Consider the following 15,491-nt stretch of genomic DNA (forward strand, 5'->3'; position numbering starts at 1 on the left):
TGCCCGGTGGGCGGGCCCGGGAGAGCGTCGCTCCCCCGGGCCGTGCCGACGGGCCGTGCGGACGGCTCAGGCCTCGCCGAGCCATTCGGTGAGGGCGGCGCGCAGCTCTCCGGCCCCGGGGTCGACGGCGGCCCAGGCCGCGTAGCCGTCGGGGCGGATCAGCAGCACGGTGTCGCGCAGCTTCCCGTGCGGGTCGGCCGGGGCGACCGTGACCAGGTGCTCCCGCCACGGGTCGGCGGCCGCCACCTCGTCATTGCTGACCAGGACGAACTTCCCGGCCCGCAGCGCCTCGTAGAGCCGCTCCGGGGACGCCGGGCCGTCCTCGCGGGGCGGCTCCAGGCCGGTCAGCCGCAGGTCCGGGACCCGCTTGCCGACCAGCGGGTGGGCGTCCTTGGGCGCGGCGTAGGAGATGCCGAGGCCGGAGACGGTGCGGGCGCCCCGGTCGGCCACGGCGTCGACCCGCCCGGCCACCTGGACCAGCGCCCCGCGCAGTGCCCGGGTGGCGGCGGACTGGGCGAGCGCGACCCGGATCATCGCGCCGGAGGCGCGCAGGGCCGCCCGGCCGACCGGGTGCCGCTCGGCCTGGTAGCTGTCGAGCAGGGTGTCGTCGGCCCGGTCGCGCAGCACGGCGGCGAGCTTCCAGGACAGGTTGGCGGCGTCCTGGAGGCCGGTGTTCATGCCCAGGCCGCCGGCCGGGGAGTGGCAGTGGGCGGCGTCGCCGGCCAGGAACACCCGGCCGGAGCGGTAGTCGGGGACCTGCCGCTCGTCGCTGTGGAAGGTGGAGCTCCAGCGGACGTCGTGCAGTCCGTAGTCCTCGCCGAGGGCGCGGCGGGTGATGTCGGCGAGCAGTTCGGGCCCGGGCGCGGTGCCGTCCGGGACCTGCTCGGCGCGGTCCCGGGCGAGTACGCGGTACCAGCCGTCGCCGAACGGGACCAGCAGCGCGAAGCAGTTCTCGTCGGCGCCGGCGGCGATGCCGTCCTCGGGCTCGCGCTCCAGGCGGACGTCGGCGAGCAGCACCGAGTCGACCACCGACTCGCCGGGGAACGGCAGTCCGAGCAGGTCGCGGACGGTGGAGTGGACGCCGTCGGCGCCGACCGCGTAGCGGGCCCGGTGGGTGGTGGTGGCGCCGTCGCGCACCGTTTCGACGGTGACGCCGTCCGGGTCCTGCCGCAGGGCGGTGACCTCGGCGCCGCGCAGGACGGTCGCGCCGGCCTTCACCGCCCGCTCGTGGAGCAGTCGTTCGGTGTGGTACTGCGGCGTCAGCAGGACGAACGGGAAGCGGGTCGGCAGGTGGCCGAGGTCGATCCGGACCCGGTTGAAGGCCTTCAGCGCCTCGACCGGGCGGCCGGTGGCGATGAGGTCGTCGGCGAGGCCGCGGGCGTCGAGGAGTTCGAGGGTGCGGGCGTGCACGGCGAACGCCCGGGTGAGGTTGGACTCGGTGGCGCGCTTCTCCAGCACCGTGACGCCCAGGCCGGCGGCGGCGAGGTCGCCGGCCAGCAGCAGGCCGGTCGGCCCGGCGCCGACCACGATGACGTCGGTGACGGTCTGCTTCTCGGTCATGTGTCAGCTCCCGGTGCTCGAACAGCGGCTGGACGCCGTGTGTGGCGTTTCCCCGGCCCCCATCATCGCTTCCCGGGAGTGACGTTGTGAATCTCCGGTCCCCGGCGCGTGGCCGGGGACCGGAGGAACGGCGTCACCGGAGGGTGGCGCCGACCGTTCGCCACGGCTCAGGCGTGGCGGCGGATCTCGATGGTGCGGAACCGGTTGGCGACGAAGGCGCCGTCGCAGTAGGCGGAGTTGGCGGCCGGGTTGGCGCCGGTGCCGTGCAGGTCGGAGAAGGCGGCGGTCTGGTTGGCGTACACCCCGCCGGTGAGGTTGAGGGAGAGCGAGACGCCGGCGTCGAGGGCGGCCTCGACCAGGGCGGACTCGACCTCGGCGGAGGTGGTGTAGGCGGCGGCGGTCATCGCGCCCTGGGTGCGGACGGTGTCGCGCAGCAGTTCGACGGCGGCGGCGGTGTTCTCGACCGCGACGGCGAAGGCGACCGGGCCGAAGCACTCGGCGCGCAGGACGGCGCGGTCGTCCGGCTTGTCGGCGTCCAGCTTGACCAGCGCCGGGGTGCGGACGGTCGCGCCCGGGAACTCCGGGTGCTCCACGGCCCTCGGGGCGAGGGCGAGTTCGCCGTACTCGCCGCCGGCTGCGGCGGCGGAGCGCTGGAGCACGCCGGGGTTGACCACGGCGCCGAGGACGGCCGCGGCGCGGGCGTCGTCGGAGAGCAGGCCCTCGATGGCGGCGGCGAGGTCGTGGACCACCTCGTCGTAGGACTTGGCGCCCTGGTCGGTGTCGATGCCGGTGCGCGGGACCAGCAGGTTCTGCGGGGTGGTGCACATCTGGCCGCTGTAGAGCGAGAGCGAGAAGGCCAGGTTGTTCAGCATGCCCTTGTAGTCGTCGGTGGAGTCGACGACGACGGTGTTGACGCCGGCCTTCTCGGTGTAGACCTCGGCCTGCTCGGCGTTCTCCTCCAGCCAGTCGCCGAAGGCGGTGGAGCCGGTGTAGTCGATCAGCCTGATCTCGGCGCGGACGGCCAGGGTCCTGGCCACCGTGCCGCCCTCGTGCTCGGCGGCGAGGCAGACCAGGTCGGCGGCGAAGCCGGCCTCGGCCAGTACCTCGCGGGCGATCCGGACGGTGAGCGCCAGCGGGAGCACGGCCCGCGGGTGCGGCTTGACCAGCACCGGGTTGCCGGTGGCCAGCGAGGCGAACAGGCCGGGGAAGCCGTTCCAGGTCGGGAAGGTGTTGCAGCCGATCAGCAGCGCCAGGCCGCGCGGGACGACGGTGAACTCCTTGGTCATCACCAGCGGGTCCCGCTTGCCCTGCGGCTTGGTCCAGCCGGCGCTCTCGGGCAGCCGGGTCTGCTCGGCGTACGCGTAGGCGACGGCCTCCAGGCCGCGGTCCTGGGCGTGCGGGCCGCCGGCCTGGAAGGCCATCGCGTAGGCCTGGCCGGTGGTGTGCATGACCGCGTTGGCGAACTCGTGCGAGCGGGCGTTGATCCGGGCCAGGATCTCCAGGCAGACCGCGGCGCGGGCGAGCGGGCCGGCGGCGGCCCAGGCCGGGCGGGCGGCGCTCAGCGCGGCGATCAGGGCGTCCGGTCCGGCGTGCGGGTAGCCGATGCCCAGTTCGAGGCCGTACGGGGAGACCTCGCCGCCCACCCGGTCGCCGTCGGCGGGGTGGCCGGGCAGCTCGAACGGCTGGTTCAGCAGGGCCTCGAAGGCGGCCCGGCCGTCCGCGGCGGCGCTCTCGCCGTAGGCCTTCGGGAACTCGGGGTAGGGCGACCAGTAGTCGCGCTTGGCGGCGGCGTCGACCGCGGCCGCCAGGGTGGCCCGGTGGCGTTCGACGAGTTCGGCGACGAGGGGGTGGGTGACCGCTGCGGACATGGTGTGCGCTCCTCAGAGGGGAGGACGGGACACGTCACAGAGTAACCGAACGATCGGTCGGCTCAAGAGGGCGAACGGGAACGGAGTGCCGGAGCGCGACGGGGGCGGGCGAAAACGGCGGGGGCGCGTCCGAAACGGACGCGCCCCCGGGGGACGGCGGGTGGCCGGAGGGGTTACGGGATGCCCAGCTCGAAGATCACGTACCCGCCGTACCAGCCGGAGGCGACCGCCCCGAAGCCGAGCACCGCCGCCAGCACCGGCCAGCTCAGCTTCCGCATCGCCACCGCGAGCGCGATCAGCAGCGGGAAGGCCGGCAGCAGGTAGCGCGAGGTGTTGCCGAAGATGCCCAGGCTGCCGAGCACCGAGACGATGGTGGCCAGGGTGTAGGCGGTCAGCACCAGCGGCGGGCGGAGCCGGAACAGCAGCACGATCAGCGCCGGCAGGCTCAGCACGATCAGCGTCGCCAGCATGTCGGCCGTGTGCCAGGCGAACGGGTAGTCGTTGCGGCCCAGCAGCACGCCGCGGAGCGCGGCCCAGGTGCCCTGGCCCCAGTCGAAGTAGTGCAGCCAGGCGTCGTGCTGGAGGGTGAAGTAGCCGCCCCACTCGCCCATCCGCCAGCCCACCCAGCCGACGTAGCCGAGCAGGCCGACCGGGGCCAGCAGCATCGCGGTCAGCGGCCGCGCCACCCCGCTCTCCCGCCGGTACAGCTCCACCAGGGCGGCCAGGCCGACCGCGCCGATCAGCGCCGCCGAGGTGGGCCGGTTGAGGCCCGCGACCAGGGTGAGCACCCCGGCCGCCACCCACTGCTTGGTCATCACGCAGTAGCAGGACCAGGCGGCCAGCGCGATGAACAGCGAGTCCGAGTAGAGCGCCCACTCGGCGCCCGAACCCGGGGCGATCGCCCACAGGCCGGCCGCGATCACACCGGCGCGCGGGCCGGCCATCCGGTCCACCACGGCGTAGATGCCGGCCGCGGCGAACAGCGAGGCGATCACCGAGACGATCATCCCGGCCCCGTACAGGCCGAACGGGCTCACCTCGGAGACCAGCCGCATCAGGCCCGGGTAGAGCGGGAAGAAGGCGGCCGAGTTCTGCTCGATCGTGAAGCCCGGGACGCCGTTGGGGACGCTCACCAGCGCCGGGTGGTAGCCGAACTGGGCGACCTGCTGGTACCACCAGCCGTCCCAGCTGGCCAGTACGTCCCAGGGGTTGGCGCCGCCGCCGAAGCGGGGATGCTTCTTGAGGTAGTCCCCGGAGAAGGAGAGCAGCTTCATGAAGACGGTGAAGCCGACCAGCTTCAGGACGGCGTAGCACCACACGGCCGGGCCGAAGCGCAGGACGAGGTCCCGGGCGCGCTCGCGCCAGTCGAGGGCGGGCTCGGTCGTGGTGACGCCGCTGCGCTGTTCGGGCAGATCGGATTCGACTGCCGGTATTGCGCTCATGCGACTTCCCCACCTGCTCGGCCATGGACGGATCGTCCGCCGAGTCTAGGGCGTGTCGTTCGGATCGCGTCGGATAAGTGGGCGTCGTTGGGGTGCGTGCATCGGCGGCGCCGAGGAGGGAGCCCATGCGGAGCATCGGCGACCGACGAGAAGCCGTCGAGGTGCGTGCCCCGGCGGCGACCGCCTGGCGCGATCCGGACGACACGCCCAGGGGTCTGGCTCCCGGCTTTGGTGTGGACCAGGTCACCCCGGGCGCCGTCGGGGCGGGGCGGGCGGGGATACTCGGGGAATGGCCGATCACACCCCGCGCACCGCCTACACCGTGGAGTCCCTGCTCGCGGTGACCGTCGACGTGTTCAACGAGCGCGGGTACGACGGCACCTCGATGGAGGACCTGTCGCGCGCGGCCGGGATCTCCAAGTCCTCGATCTACCACCACGTGCGCGGCAAGGAGGAGCTGCTCCGGCTGGCCGTCGGGCGGGCGCTGGACGGCCTGTTCGGGATCCTGGCCGAACCGGGCGCGGTCGAGGGGCCGGCGGTGGAGCGGCTGGAGCACGTGGTGCGGCGGACCGCCGAGGTGCTGCTCGCCGAGCTGCCCTACGTCACCCTGCTGCTGCGGGTGCGCGGCAACACGGCCACCGAGCAGTGGGCGCTGGAGCGCCGCCGGGACTTCGACCACCAGGTGGCCGAGCTGCTGCGGGCCGCCGTCGCGGACGGGGCGCTGCGGGCGGACGTCGAACCGCGGCTGGCCACCCGGCTGCTCTTCGGCATGATCAACTCGATCGTGGAGTGGTACCGGCCGGGCCTCAAGGGCGCCGACGGCGTCGCCGACGCGGTGGTGCACCTGGCCTTCGACGGCCTCCGGGCGCGGTAGGGCGGTCCCCGGCCCCGGGTCCCCGGGTCTTCGGGTGCGGCAGGGCGGCAGGGCGGTTCTCCGGGCCCCGCCGTCAGTCCGGCGGGACCTGGTCGGTCTCCTCGAAGACCAGCATGGTGCGGGTGCCGAGCACCTGCGGGATGGACTGGATGCGGTTGAGCACGAGCTCCCGCAGGGCGTGGTTGTCGGCCGTGTGCACCAGCAGCAGGACGTCGAAGTCACCGCCGACCAGGGCGATGTGCGCGACCCCCGGCAGAGCCAGCAACTGCTCCCGAACCGTCCGCCAGGAGTTCTGCACGATCTTCAGGGTGATGTAGGCGGAAGCCCCCTGACCTGCGCGTTCGTGGTCCACCCTGGCGGTGAAGCCGCGAATCACGCCGTCCTCGACCATCCTGGAGATCCGGGCGTACGCGTTCGCCCGGGACACGTGCACCCGCTCGGCCACCGACCGGATGGAGGCGCGGCCGTCCTGCTGCAGCAGCCGCAGGATCGCCCGGTCGACCCGGTCGAGTCTGGACATCTGTTCAGCCGACATGACCCCCCACCCCTGACGATTGGACGCAATGCCACCAGTCGACCGCCACCCGGGCCGATTGTCCACCACCTTCGCACGCTTCTGGTCAAGATGAACAGACGACCGAACAATCGGTAGGGAGCCCCCGCCACCCCTGGAGGTGCCCCGAGATGACCGTTCTCGACCACAGACACCACACGGCCGTGCCCGGTTGGCTGCCCGGGGCCACCGCCCCCCGCACCGACCCGGCCCCGCTGCTCCCGGACCCCGCTCCGGTCCGCGTCCTCGGTACGCCCGCGCTGGAGAAGTACGACCCCGTGCTGCTCCGCGAGCTGTACCGCCGCCTGGTCGTCGGCCGCCGCTACAACCAGCAGGCCACCACCCTCACCAAGCAGGGCCGGCTCGCCGTCTACCCCGCCTCGACCGGGCAGGAGGCCTGCCAGGTCGCCGCCGCCCTGGTGCTGGAGGAGCGCGACTGGCTCTTCCCCAGCTACCGCGACACCCTCGCCGTGGTCTCCCGCGGCGTGGACCCCCTGGAGGCCCTCACCCTGCTCCGCGGCAACGCCCACACCGGATACGACCCCAGGGCCACCAGGACCGCCCCGCTCTGCACCCCGCTCGCCACCCAGGGCCCGCACGCGGTCGGGCTGGCGCACGCCGCCCGGCTGAGCGGCGAGCCGGCCGTCGCGCTGGCCATGCTCGGCGACGGCGGCACCAGCGAGGGCGACTTCCACGAGGCCCTGAACTTCGCCGCCGTGCTGCAGGCACCGGTGGTCTTCCTGGTCCAGAACAACGGCTACGCGATCTCCGTCCCGCTCAGCGCGCAGTCCGCCGCCCCGACCCTGGCCCACAAGGCCGTCGGCTACGGCATGCCCGGCCGGCTGGTCGACGGCAACGACGCGCCCGCCGTGCACGCGGTGCTGGCCGAGGCGGTCGAGCGCGCCCGCACCGGCGGCGGCCCGACCCTGGTCGAGGCGCTCACCTACCGGGTCGAGGCGCACACCAACGCCGACGACGCCACCCGCTACCGGACCGGGGCCGAGGTCGAGGCCTGGCGGGAGCACGACCCGATCCTGCTGATGGAGCGCGCACTGCGCGAGCTCCGGGTGCTGGACGACGAGCTGGTCCGGGACGCGGCCGAGGAGGCCGAGGCGCTCGCCGCCCGGATGCGCGCCGAGTTCCACGCCGAGCCCGAGCTCGACCCGATGTCTTTGTTCGCCCACGTGTACGCCGAGCCGACCCCGCAGCTGCGCGAGCAGGCGGCGCAGCTGGCCGAGGAACTGGCCGCCGAGGCCGAGGTGCAGCCCTGATGACGACCGCTGTCTCCCCCGCCGCCCCGGCCCGCACCGCCAGCATGGCGCAGGCGCTCAACACGGCGCTGCGCGACGCCATGCGCGAGGACCCGACGGTGCACATGCTCGGCGAGGACGTCGGCGCGCTCGGCGGCGTCTTCCGGATCACCGACGGACTGACCGCCGAGTTCGGCCCCGACCGCTGCCTGGACACCCCGCTGGCCGAGGCGGGCATCCTCGGCACCGCCGTCGGCATGGCCATGTACGGGCTGCGGCCGGTGGTCGAGATGCAGTTCGACGCCTTCGCCTACCCGGCGCTGGAGCAGCTGTTCTCGCACGTCGCCAAGATGCGCAACCGCACCGCCGGCCGGCTGCCGATGCCGATCACCGTCCGGATCCCCTACGGCGGCGGCATCGGCGGCGTCGAGCACCACAGCGACGCCTCCGAGGCCTACTACGCCTCCACCCCCGGCCTGCACGTGGTCACGCCCGCCACCGTGGCCGACGCCTACGGGCTGCTGCGGGCCTCGATCGCCTCGGACGACCCGGTGGTCTTCCTCGAGCCCAAGCGCATGTACTGGGGCAAGGACGGCTTCGACCCCGCCGCCCCGGTCGAGCCGATCGGGCGGGCCGCGCTGCGCCGGACCGGCACCTCCGCGGTGCTGATCACCTACGGCCCCTCGCTGCCGGTCTGCCTGGAGGCGGCCGAGGTGGCGAAGGCCGAGGGCTGGGACCTCGCGGTGCTGGACCTGCGCACCCTGGTGCCGTTCGACGACGAGACGGTCTGCCGGGTGGTGCGCTCGTTGGGCCGGGCCGTGGTGGTGCACGAGGCGGGCGGCTTCGGCGGCACCGGCGCGGAGATCGCCGCCCGGGTCACCGAGCGCTGCTTCCACCACCTGGCGGCGCCCGTGCTGCGGGTCACCGGCTTCGACATCCCGTACCCGCCGCCGATGCTCGAGCACCACCACCTCCCCGGGGTGGACCGGATCCTGGACGCGGTCGCCCGGCTGCAGTGGGAGGACTGAGGATGATGCCCGTCGTGCGCGAGTTCACCCTGCCCGACCTCGGTGAGGGACTCACCGAGGCGGAGGTCGTGCGCTGGCTGGTCGAGGTCGGCGAGGTGATCGCGATCGACCAGCCGGTGGTGGAGGTGGAGACCGCCAAAGCGGTGGTCGAGGTGCCCTGTCCCTACGGCGGGGTGGTGACGGCGCTGTTCGGCGCGGTCGGTGAGGAGGTCCTGGTCGGCGCGCCACTGGTGACGGTCGCGGTGTCGCCGGGCGAGGGCGAGCGGCCGCTCGCGGCGGTGCCGGTGGTGGAGCGGGCGGCGGAGGTCGAACGGCCGCTGGTCGGCTACGGCGTCGCCGAGCCGGACCGGGGCGGACGGCGGCGCCGGGTCGGGGTCGGCGGGGCTTCGGCTGCGGTGACCCGGGTCTCGGCCCCGGTGGCTGCTCCGGTGGTAGTGGCTCCCGCGGCCCCGGTGGCTGCTCCGGCTCCGGCCCCGGAGCCGGAGCCGGTGACCGCGGTGGTGCCGGTCGTCGCGGGCGGTGTGCCCGCGGTGATCTCGCCGCTGGTGCGGCGGCTGGCGCGGGAGCAGGGCGTGGAGCTGGCGGCGGTCGCCGGGAGCGGGCCGGACGGCCTGATCATGCGGGCGGACGTCGAACGGGCGGTCGCGGCCAAGGTCGCCGTGGCGCCTGCTGTCGCGCCCGCCGCCCCGGCTGTCGCGCCGGCGGGGGCGGTGCCCTCCGGCGCCGGGTCCGTGGTCCCGCTGCGCGGGCTGCGCAAGGCGGTGGCCGAGAAGCTCGGCCGCAGCCACCGGGAGATCCCCGCCGCGACCTGCTGGGTGGACGCCGACGCCACCGAACTGATGGTGCTGCGAAGGCAGTTGAACGCCGTACCGGGGCCGAAGGTGAGCGTGCTGGCGCTGCTCGCCCGGATCTGCGCGGTCGGGCTCGAGCGCTTCCCCGACCTCAACTCCAGTGTGACCCCGGACGGTTCGGGGATCCTGCGGCACTCGGCGGTGCACCTGGGCTTCGCGGCCCAGGGCGAGCGCGGCCTCGTCGTGCCGGTCGTGCGGGACGCGCAGCGCCTCACCACCGAGCAACTCGGCGAGGAGCTGGCCCGGTTGACCGAGGCGGCGCGGACCGGGGCGATCGCTCCGGCCGAGCTGACCGGCGGCACGTTCACCCTGAACAACTACGGGGTGTTCGGGGTGGACGGCTCCACCCCGATCCTCAACCACCCGGAGGCGGCGATGCTCGGGGTGGGCCGGATCGTCGCCAAACCCTGGGTCCATCAGGGCGCGTTGGCGGTGCGCGAGGTGACCCAGCTGTCGTTCACCTTCGACCACCGGGTCTGCGACGGCGGTACCGCGGGCGGGTTCCTGCGGTTCGTCGCGGACTGTGTCGAGCAGCCGGGCGTGCTGCTGCGGCGGCTCTGAATCCCCGTTCCGATCGGCGGCATTGCTCGCCCTGGGTGGTGGAACCGCCACCCAGGGCGAGCGCGGCGGGGAGAGTAGCGCGTCCGGGGGGCGGGTGTCCGGGCTTCACGCTATTTGTCGGATGAGCACTTCGGGCATGCCACGCTTCCTGGGCGTCAACAGAGACAAGCCAGGTGGTGGCGTAGGCCGGCCGGAGGCGAAACGATTCTCTTGGGTACTCGAAACGTTGCGGTGAAGTCCCGCAGGACACTCCTGGTCCGTACCGGGCACGGCTCGGCGGCGGCCTCGGCCGTGCCCGGCCTGCCGGAGGCCGTGCCGGGCGTCGTACCGGACGGCGTGCCGGGCGTCGCGCCGGATGCCGGGGCGGACCCTGTGCTGGACACCGTGGTGGATGCCGTGGTGGATGCCCCGCCGACCGCGGAGCCTTCGGCGCCGCCGGTTCCGCCGGACCTTCCACCGGTGTTCGGGCCGGTCGAGCCGGCACCGGTGGTGCCCTGGCCGGTGGTGGCCGCCCCGGTCGTGGCCGGGCCGCTCGTGACCGGGCCGGTCCTGCCGATGGAGCCCGTCCTGCCCGTGGTGCCGATGGAGCCCGTGGTGCCGGTGCAGTCCGTCCGGCCGGTGGTCCCGGCGCCGCCGCCCGTGCCGCCCGTCGCCCCGCCGTTCGTCGTCCCCCCTCGGCCCGTCGAACCGCCCGCCGTCCCCGCCCCGCCCGCAGCGGCGTCGGCGCCCGGCATCCCCGTGATCGAACCGCTGTTCACCAGCGCACCCGGGCTCAACTGGGCCGGACCCGGCGACCAGTGGTCCCGCGCCTGGGCGCTGCGCACCCTCGACGGCGCCGCGTCGCCGGACGCTTCACCGGACGCCGCACCGGTCGCTCCGCCGGTCGCGGACACGTCGCAGGCCCCGCCGCCGGCTGCGGTGACCGAGCCCCGCGACGCCGCCGAACTACCGCCCACCGCCCGGGACATCGAGCTGATCCGGACCAGCCTGGCGGTCGTCGAGCCGGTCGCGGACCGGGCCACCGCGCACTTCTACGCGCTGATCTTCCTCGGCCACCCCGAGATCAGGGCGCTCTTCCCGGCCGCCATGGACGTCCAGCGCGACCGGCTGTTCCGCGCCCTGCTGACGGCCGCCCGCAGCGCCGGCGACCCGGAGGGGCTGCGCGCCCACCTGGGCGCGCTGGGCCGGGGCCACCGCCGCTACGGCACCCTGACCGGCCACTACGGTCCGGTCGGCGAATGCCTGGTGGCGGCGCTGGCCAAGTACGCCGGCAGCCGGTGGAACGCCGAGACCGAGCTGGCCTGGCGCCGGGTGTACCGGCTGGTCTCCTCGATCATGATCGAGGCCGCCGAGGAGGCCGCCCGCACCTCGCCGCCCTGGTGGCGGGGCGAAGTGGTGGCGCACGAGCGCCGGACCCCGGACGTCGCGGTGCTCACCGTCCGCCCGGACCAGGCCTACCCGTACCGCGCCGGGCAGTACACCAGCCTGGAGACGCCCTGGTGGCCCCGGGTCTGGCGGCACTTCTCATTCGCCTCCGCGCCCCGGCCGGACGGTCTGCTGACCTTCCACGTCAAGGCGGTGCAGGCGGGCTGGGTGAGCAACGCGCTGGTCCACCGGGCCGCGCCCGGGGACGTGCTGCGGCTCGGCCCGGCGGTCGGCGGGATGACCCTGGACGACACCGACGGCGGCGACCTGCTGCTGGTGGGCGGTGGCACCGGGATCGCGCCGCTGCGGGCACTCGTCGAGGAGGCCGCGGGGCGCGGCGCCGGGGGCCGCTCGGTGGAGGTGTTCCACGGGGCGCGGACCCCCGCCGAGCTGTACGAGCTGGCGGCGCTGCGGGAGTTGGCGGACCGGCACCGCTGGCTGACCGTGCGCGCGGTGCTGTCCGGCCCCGGCGCCGGGACGGCGGAGGCCGCCGCCGCGGGCCTGCTCGCGGGCGAACTCCCGGAGGCGGTGGCCCGGTTCGGGCCGTGGACCGGACGGACGGCCTATCTGTCCGGCCCGCCCGCGATGGTCCGGCGGACGAGCGGGGTGCTGCTGCGGGCCGGGCTGCCGGCCGAGCGGATCCGGCACGACCTGGTCGGCGACCTGGCCGCGCCGTGAGCCGCCCCACGGCGTCGTGAGCCGCCCGGTCGCACCGAGGACGGCCGGCCGAGGACCGTCAACCGAGGACCGTCAACCGAGGACCGTCAGCCGAGGTCGGGGGCGAGCAGGGCGCGGACGCCCTCGATGTTGGCGGCCAGATAGGCCCGCAGGGCCGGCGGCACCACATTGACCGAGGTCACGCCCTCGCGGGTGAACGGGACCCGCACCACCTCGTAGTCGCCGTTGGGCTCGTCCACCTCGGGGCCGTGCCGACGGTCGAGGTCCATCGAGGCGAGCCGGCAGACGAAGAAGTGCTGCACCTTGACCCCGTGCGGGTGGAGCAGACTGCCGTCGTCGTGGTGGGTGTGGCTGATGGTGTCCACGAAGGCGGGCACCACGTCGACCACCTTCCCGCCGAGTTCCTCGTCCACCTCGCGGTGCAGGGCCTCGACCACGGTGCGGTCGCTCCGCTCTACACCCCCGCCGGGCGTGATCCAGTACGGGTGCGGGGAGCCGGGGCGGGTGCGCCTGATCAGGACCAGCGAGGCCGGTCCGTAAGGGTCGTCGGGATTCGTCTCCAGCACGATCGCCCGGGCGGTGCGCTTGACGACGGGGCGGGGTGGGGTGCGCATGGCGACCTCCGGGGCTGGAGCGTTGTGCGGGAGTCTCCCGCAGCCCGGACCGGCCGAAACGCGCCCCGCCCCGGTTGCGTCCGTCCGGGGCGGGGCGGGGCGGGGCGAGGGCGTTCGCGTTCGGCCCTCGCGCTCAGTCCTCGTCGAGGGCGAGGCTCAGGCCCCAGGAGACCAGGCTGACGATCAGCGCGCCGAACAGCGCGGCCCAGAAGCCGTCGACGTGGAAGTCGAGGTCGAGTTTGTCCGAGGCCCACGAGGTGAGCCACAGCATCAACGCGTTCACCACGAAGGTGAACAGGCCGAGAGTGAGGATGAACAGGGGGAGGGAGAACAACTTCACCACCGGCTTGATCAGCCAGTTGACCACGCCGAAGACCAGCGCCACGGCGACCACCGTGAGCGTCTTGTGCTTCCAGTCGTCCCCGGTGAGCGTGATCGCGGGGACGATCCAGGCGGCGACCCAGATGGCCGCCGCGTTGATCAGTGTCTTGATGACGAAACCCTTCATGGGGCCAGCGTCCCAGGTCGGTCAAGGGGTGACGCCGCTCCGGGCGGCCCGGTGGTGTTGAATGCCGGTGGTTCGAGGTCCGTACGAGAAGGGGTGCTCCCCGATGAAGCTGTTCCGACTGGACCACCTGGACGCCGAGCGCGCCGCCAACGACGGCGCGTACCTACGCTTCCTGCGGGAGCCGCGGATGTCGGCGGGCCTCTACGCGCTCGCCCCCGGCGACACCGACACCCAGACCGCGCACGCCCAGGACGAGATCTACCAGGTGATCAGCGGCCGGGCCGAGCTGACGGTCGGGAACGAGACCGCCACCGTCGGCCGGGGCACCGTCGTCTACGTGCCGGCCGGCACCCCGCACCGCTTCCACCACATCACCGAGGAACTGCGGGTACTGGTGGTGTTCTCCCCGCCCGAGGACTGAACCTGGGGTGCGGTGGACGGCCGGTTAGGGTCGGGGCATGAGCCTGAGCCTGACCGAAGAACTCTGGGCGGCGATCGAGCCGGTCTACGCCGAGATCCTCGACCACCCCTTCATCGCCGGCCTCACCGACGGCACCCTGCCGAGGGAGGCGTTCCGCCACTTCGTCGTGCAGGACTCGCACTACCTGCGCGACTACGCCCGCGCGTTGGCCGTCTGCGCGGCCAGGGCCCCGGGCGAGGAGGAGGTGCGGGCCTTCGCCGACGACGCGATCGGCGCGCTTGCCGCCGAGCAGGGGATGCACGCCGAGTTCCTGGACGCCTTCGGCGACACCGCGGAGCAGGCCGCCGCCGAACCGGTGCTGCCGACCACCCGCGCGTACACCAGCTACCTGCTCGCCACGGTCTACGGCGGCTCCTTCGCGGAGGCGGTCGGCGCCGTGCTGCCCTGCTACTGGATCTACGCCCGGGTCGGCGAGCGGCTGCTCGCCGAGGGCTCCCCCGACCCGCTCTACGCGAAGTGGATCGCCACCTACGGCGACGAGGCGTTCCAGTCGGTGGTGCGGCGGGTGCTGGCGCTGACCGACCGGCTCGGCGAGGAGATCTCCCCCGCCGAGCGGCGCCGGGTGGTAGAGCACTTCGTCACCACCTCCCGGTACGAGTGGATGTTCTGGGACGCCGCCTGGCGCCGGGAGTCCTGGCCGGTCTGAGGCCCGCGGCGGGGCGTCCACGAGGTGGGGGCGGGCCGGGGTCGGGGGTCGTTCCCCGAGGTCGGGGCCGGGTTCACCCGGGGTCCGGGGTCGGGGTGATCTCCGGGTTCTCTCGGGGCCGTTGGCCCTCGTTCCGTCCCTCCGGCCGCCGTACGATCGAAGTACGAAAGCGAGCGGGATGCGGCACCGGACGGCAGCCGACCCCAAGGGGAGAGAAGGAACGGACATGGCTGAGCTCTGGAAGTCGCTGCCCTCGTGGGTGCGGAACATCGTTGTTCCGGTACTGGTACTGATCCTGGTGTGGAACCTGCTGATGTTCGTCTTCGGTGTGGTCGGCGCGCTGCTGGCCTTCGCCGTCAAGGCGCTGGTGGTGGTCGGTATCGCCGCCGCCGTGGTGATCCTGGTCAAGAAGGCCGCCAGGAACTAGCGCCCCGGACCTGCCCCGACGCCCGCGTCCCCTCCCCGGGGGCGCGGGCGTCGGGCGTTCACGGGCGGGGCGCGGGACGGGCGGCGCCTGCGCCGGTCTCGCGGAGGAAGGCGTCCAGGTCCCGGTGCGGCCGCCAGCCCTGGGTGCGGGCGCGGGTGAGGTCCAGCACGACGTCGCGGGAGAGCTGGTCCACCGCGTACGGGGTCAGGCCGGGGAGCCGCCCGCTGCGGGCGGCCAGCCGGGCCAGCGGGGCCGGCACATGGTGGATCCGCGCGGTCACGCCGTGCGCGGCCAGCACCGCGCGGACCGCCTCGTCGCGCCGGTACGGGCGGGCGTCGGCGATGTTGTAGGCGACCGGCGTCCACGGCCGGTCGCCGGTACGGCCCGCGCCGACCGCGGACAGACAGGCGTCGGCGAGGTTCTGCACCGCGGTGAGACTGAGCCGCACGTCGCCGCCGGGAAGCAGCAGCCGCCCCCGCCGGACCCGCTCCAGCAGCCGCGGCACCAGATGCGGGTCGCCGGGCCCGTACACCGCGCGCGGGCGCAGCACCACGGCGCCCGCGGCGAGGGCGAGCCGCTCGCCGGCGGCCTTGGTGCGCCCGTACGCGTTGAGCTGACCGGCCTCGGTGGGGTGGTCCTCGCCGACGGAGCCGCGGTCGGCCCTCGGGTCGTAGACGCTGGCGCTGGAGACCCAGACCAGCGGCCGGTCCCCGGCGGCCCGCAGC

General features: G+C 74.2%; 15 protein-coding genes. 8 read left to right on the forward strand and 7 right to left on the reverse strand.

The genetic code is table 11. The annotated features are described in order from the left end of the window. Positions 1–66: 66 nt before the first annotated feature. The 3 genes from BI06_RS09675 to BI06_RS09685 all read right to left on the reverse strand — a co-directional run bounded on the left by BI06_RS09675 (position 67) and on the right by BI06_RS09685 (position 4,870). The gene (locus tag BI06_RS09675) at positions 67–1,560 is read right to left on the reverse strand and encodes an FAD-dependent monooxygenase (protein ID WP_043466973.1); all 1,494 of its coding nucleotides are present in this window, start codon (positions 1,558–1,560) and stop codon (positions 67–69) included. 167 nt (positions 1,561–1,727) lie between these two features. After that, positions 1,728–3,428: a phenylacetic acid degradation protein PaaN gene (gene paaN, locus BI06_RS09680; protein ID WP_043466976.1), complete on the reverse strand. Its 1,701-nt coding sequence runs from the start codon at positions 3,426–3,428 to the stop codon at positions 1,728–1,730. A 173-nt stretch (positions 3,429–3,601) separates the two neighbouring features. Then, a complete protein-coding gene (locus BI06_RS09685; RefSeq protein ID WP_082558392.1) occupies positions 3,602–4,870 on the reverse strand; it encodes a glycosyltransferase family 39 protein in 1,269 nt (422 codons plus the stop codon). A gap of 289 nt (positions 4,871–5,159) precedes the next feature. On the opposite strand from BI06_RS09685, the gene BI06_RS09690 reads away from it, so the two are divergent. Then, positions 5,160–5,744, forward strand: a complete 585-nt coding sequence (locus BI06_RS09690) for a TetR/AcrR family transcriptional regulator (protein ID WP_043466979.1) — start codon at positions 5,160–5,162, stop codon at positions 5,742–5,744. Positions 5,745–5,817: 73 nt separating this feature from the next. Here the strand turns inward: BI06_RS09690 and BI06_RS09695 are convergent, their stop codons facing one another. Then, entirely contained in the window at positions 5,818–6,264 is a 447-nt protein-coding gene (locus tag BI06_RS09695) for an Lrp/AsnC family transcriptional regulator (protein WP_078879731.1), read from the reverse strand. 164 nt (positions 6,265–6,428) lie between these two features. On the opposite strand from BI06_RS09695, the gene pdhA reads away from it, so the two are divergent. From pdhA to BI06_RS09715, 4 genes are all read left to right on the forward strand, one after another. After that, positions 6,429–7,568: a pyruvate dehydrogenase (acetyl-transferring) E1 component subunit alpha gene (gene pdhA, locus BI06_RS09700; protein WP_030392372.1), complete on the forward strand. Its 1,140-nt coding sequence runs from the start codon at positions 6,429–6,431 to the stop codon at positions 7,566–7,568. Continuing rightward, positions 7,565–8,575, forward strand: a complete 1,011-nt coding sequence (locus tag BI06_RS09705; RefSeq protein WP_369826094.1) for an alpha-ketoacid dehydrogenase subunit beta — start codon at positions 7,565–7,567, stop codon at positions 8,573–8,575. The genes pdhA and BI06_RS09705 overlap by 4 nt, the downstream gene beginning before the upstream one ends. Before the next feature lie 5 nt (positions 8,576–8,580). Continuing rightward, positions 8,581–9,987: a dihydrolipoamide acetyltransferase family protein gene (locus tag BI06_RS09710; RefSeq protein ID WP_043467596.1), complete on the forward strand. Its 1,407-nt coding sequence runs from the start codon at positions 8,581–8,583 to the stop codon at positions 9,985–9,987. 231 nt (positions 9,988–10,218) lie between these two features. Then, positions 10,219–12,090, forward strand: a complete 1,872-nt coding sequence (locus BI06_RS09715; RefSeq protein ID WP_233290082.1) for a globin domain-containing protein — start codon at positions 10,219–10,221, stop codon at positions 12,088–12,090. 86 nt (positions 12,091–12,176) lie between these two features. Here the strand turns inward: BI06_RS09715 and BI06_RS09720 are convergent, their stop codons facing one another. Together BI06_RS09720 and BI06_RS09725 are read right to left on the reverse strand one after the other, a co-directional pair. Then, positions 12,177–12,704 carry an NUDIX domain-containing protein gene (locus BI06_RS09720; RefSeq protein ID WP_043466982.1) on the reverse strand — a complete coding sequence of 176 codons (528 nt, stop codon included), beginning with the start codon at positions 12,702–12,704 and terminating at the stop codon, positions 12,177–12,179. Positions 12,705–12,837: 133 nt separating this feature from the next. Further along, entirely contained in the window at positions 12,838–13,212 is a 375-nt protein-coding gene (locus tag BI06_RS09725) for a phage holin family protein (RefSeq protein ID WP_030392367.1), read from the reverse strand. Between the two features lie 103 nt (positions 13,213–13,315). Here BI06_RS09725 and BI06_RS09730 point away from each other — a divergent pair, with 103 nt between their 5' ends. The 3 genes from BI06_RS09730 (at position 13,316) to BI06_RS09740 (ending at position 14,766) form a co-directional block, all read left to right on the forward strand. Beyond that, a complete protein-coding gene (locus BI06_RS09730; protein ID WP_030392366.1) occupies positions 13,316–13,633 on the forward strand; it encodes a cupin domain-containing protein in 318 nt (105 codons plus the stop codon). Between the two features lie 37 nt (positions 13,634–13,670). Next, positions 13,671–14,339: a thiaminase II gene (tenA, locus tag BI06_RS09735; RefSeq protein ID WP_030392365.1), complete on the forward strand. Its 669-nt coding sequence runs from the start codon at positions 13,671–13,673 to the stop codon at positions 14,337–14,339. A 226-nt stretch (positions 14,340–14,565) separates the two neighbouring features. Next, positions 14,566–14,766 carry a DUF5326 family protein gene (locus BI06_RS09740; RefSeq protein ID WP_043466985.1) on the forward strand — a complete coding sequence of 67 codons (201 nt, stop codon included), beginning with the start codon at positions 14,566–14,568 and terminating at the stop codon, positions 14,764–14,766. Positions 14,767–14,824: 58 nt separating this feature from the next. On the opposite strand, the gene BI06_RS09745 is transcribed toward BI06_RS09740, so the two are convergent. Next, positions 14,825–15,491: NAD(P)-dependent oxidoreductase (locus BI06_RS09745; RefSeq protein WP_043466988.1), on the reverse strand; the 667-nt coding region annotated here is incomplete at its 5' end.

It is taken from the genome of Kitasatospora sp. MBT66 (genome assembly GCF_000710405.2).
Taxonomy (GTDB): domain Bacteria; phylum Actinomycetota; class Actinomycetes; order Streptomycetales; family Streptomycetaceae; genus Kitasatospora; species Kitasatospora purpeofusca.

Coding starts and splice junctions, on each gene's coding strand:
- BI06_RS09710 (WP_043467596.1), top strand. CDS start 8,581: ATGCCCGTCGTGCGCGAGTTCACCCTGCCCGACCTCGGTGAGGGACTC.
- BI06_RS09675 (WP_043466973.1), bottom strand. CDS start 1,560: ATGACCGAGAAGCAGACCGTCACCGACGTCATCGTGGTCGGCGCCGGG.
- paaN (WP_043466976.1), bottom strand. CDS start 3,428: ATGTCCGCAGCGGTCACCCACCCCCTCGTCGCCGAACTCGTCGAACGC.
- pdhA (WP_030392372.1), top strand. CDS start 6,429: ATGACCGTTCTCGACCACAGACACCACACGGCCGTGCCCGGTTGGCTG.
- BI06_RS09695 (WP_078879731.1), bottom strand. CDS start 6,264: ATGTCCAGACTCGACCGGGTCGACCGGGCGATCCTGCGGCTGCTGCAG.
- tenA (WP_030392365.1), top strand. CDS start 13,671: ATGAGCCTGAGCCTGACCGAAGAACTCTGGGCGGCGATCGAGCCGGTC.
- BI06_RS09730 (WP_030392366.1), top strand. CDS start 13,316: ATGAAGCTGTTCCGACTGGACCACCTGGACGCCGAGCGCGCCGCCAAC.
- BI06_RS09685 (WP_082558392.1), bottom strand. CDS start 4,870: ATGAGCGCAATACCGGCAGTCGAATCCGATCTGCCCGAACAGCGCAGC.
- BI06_RS09725 (WP_030392367.1), bottom strand. CDS start 13,212: ATGAAGGGTTTCGTCATCAAGACACTGATCAACGCGGCGGCCATCTGG.
- BI06_RS09720 (WP_043466982.1), bottom strand. CDS start 12,704: ATGCGCACCCCACCCCGCCCCGTCGTCAAGCGCACCGCCCGGGCGATC.
- BI06_RS09690 (WP_043466979.1), top strand. CDS start 5,160: ATGGCCGATCACACCCCGCGCACCGCCTACACCGTGGAGTCCCTGCTC.
- BI06_RS09740 (WP_043466985.1), top strand. CDS start 14,566: ATGGCTGAGCTCTGGAAGTCGCTGCCCTCGTGGGTGCGGAACATCGTT.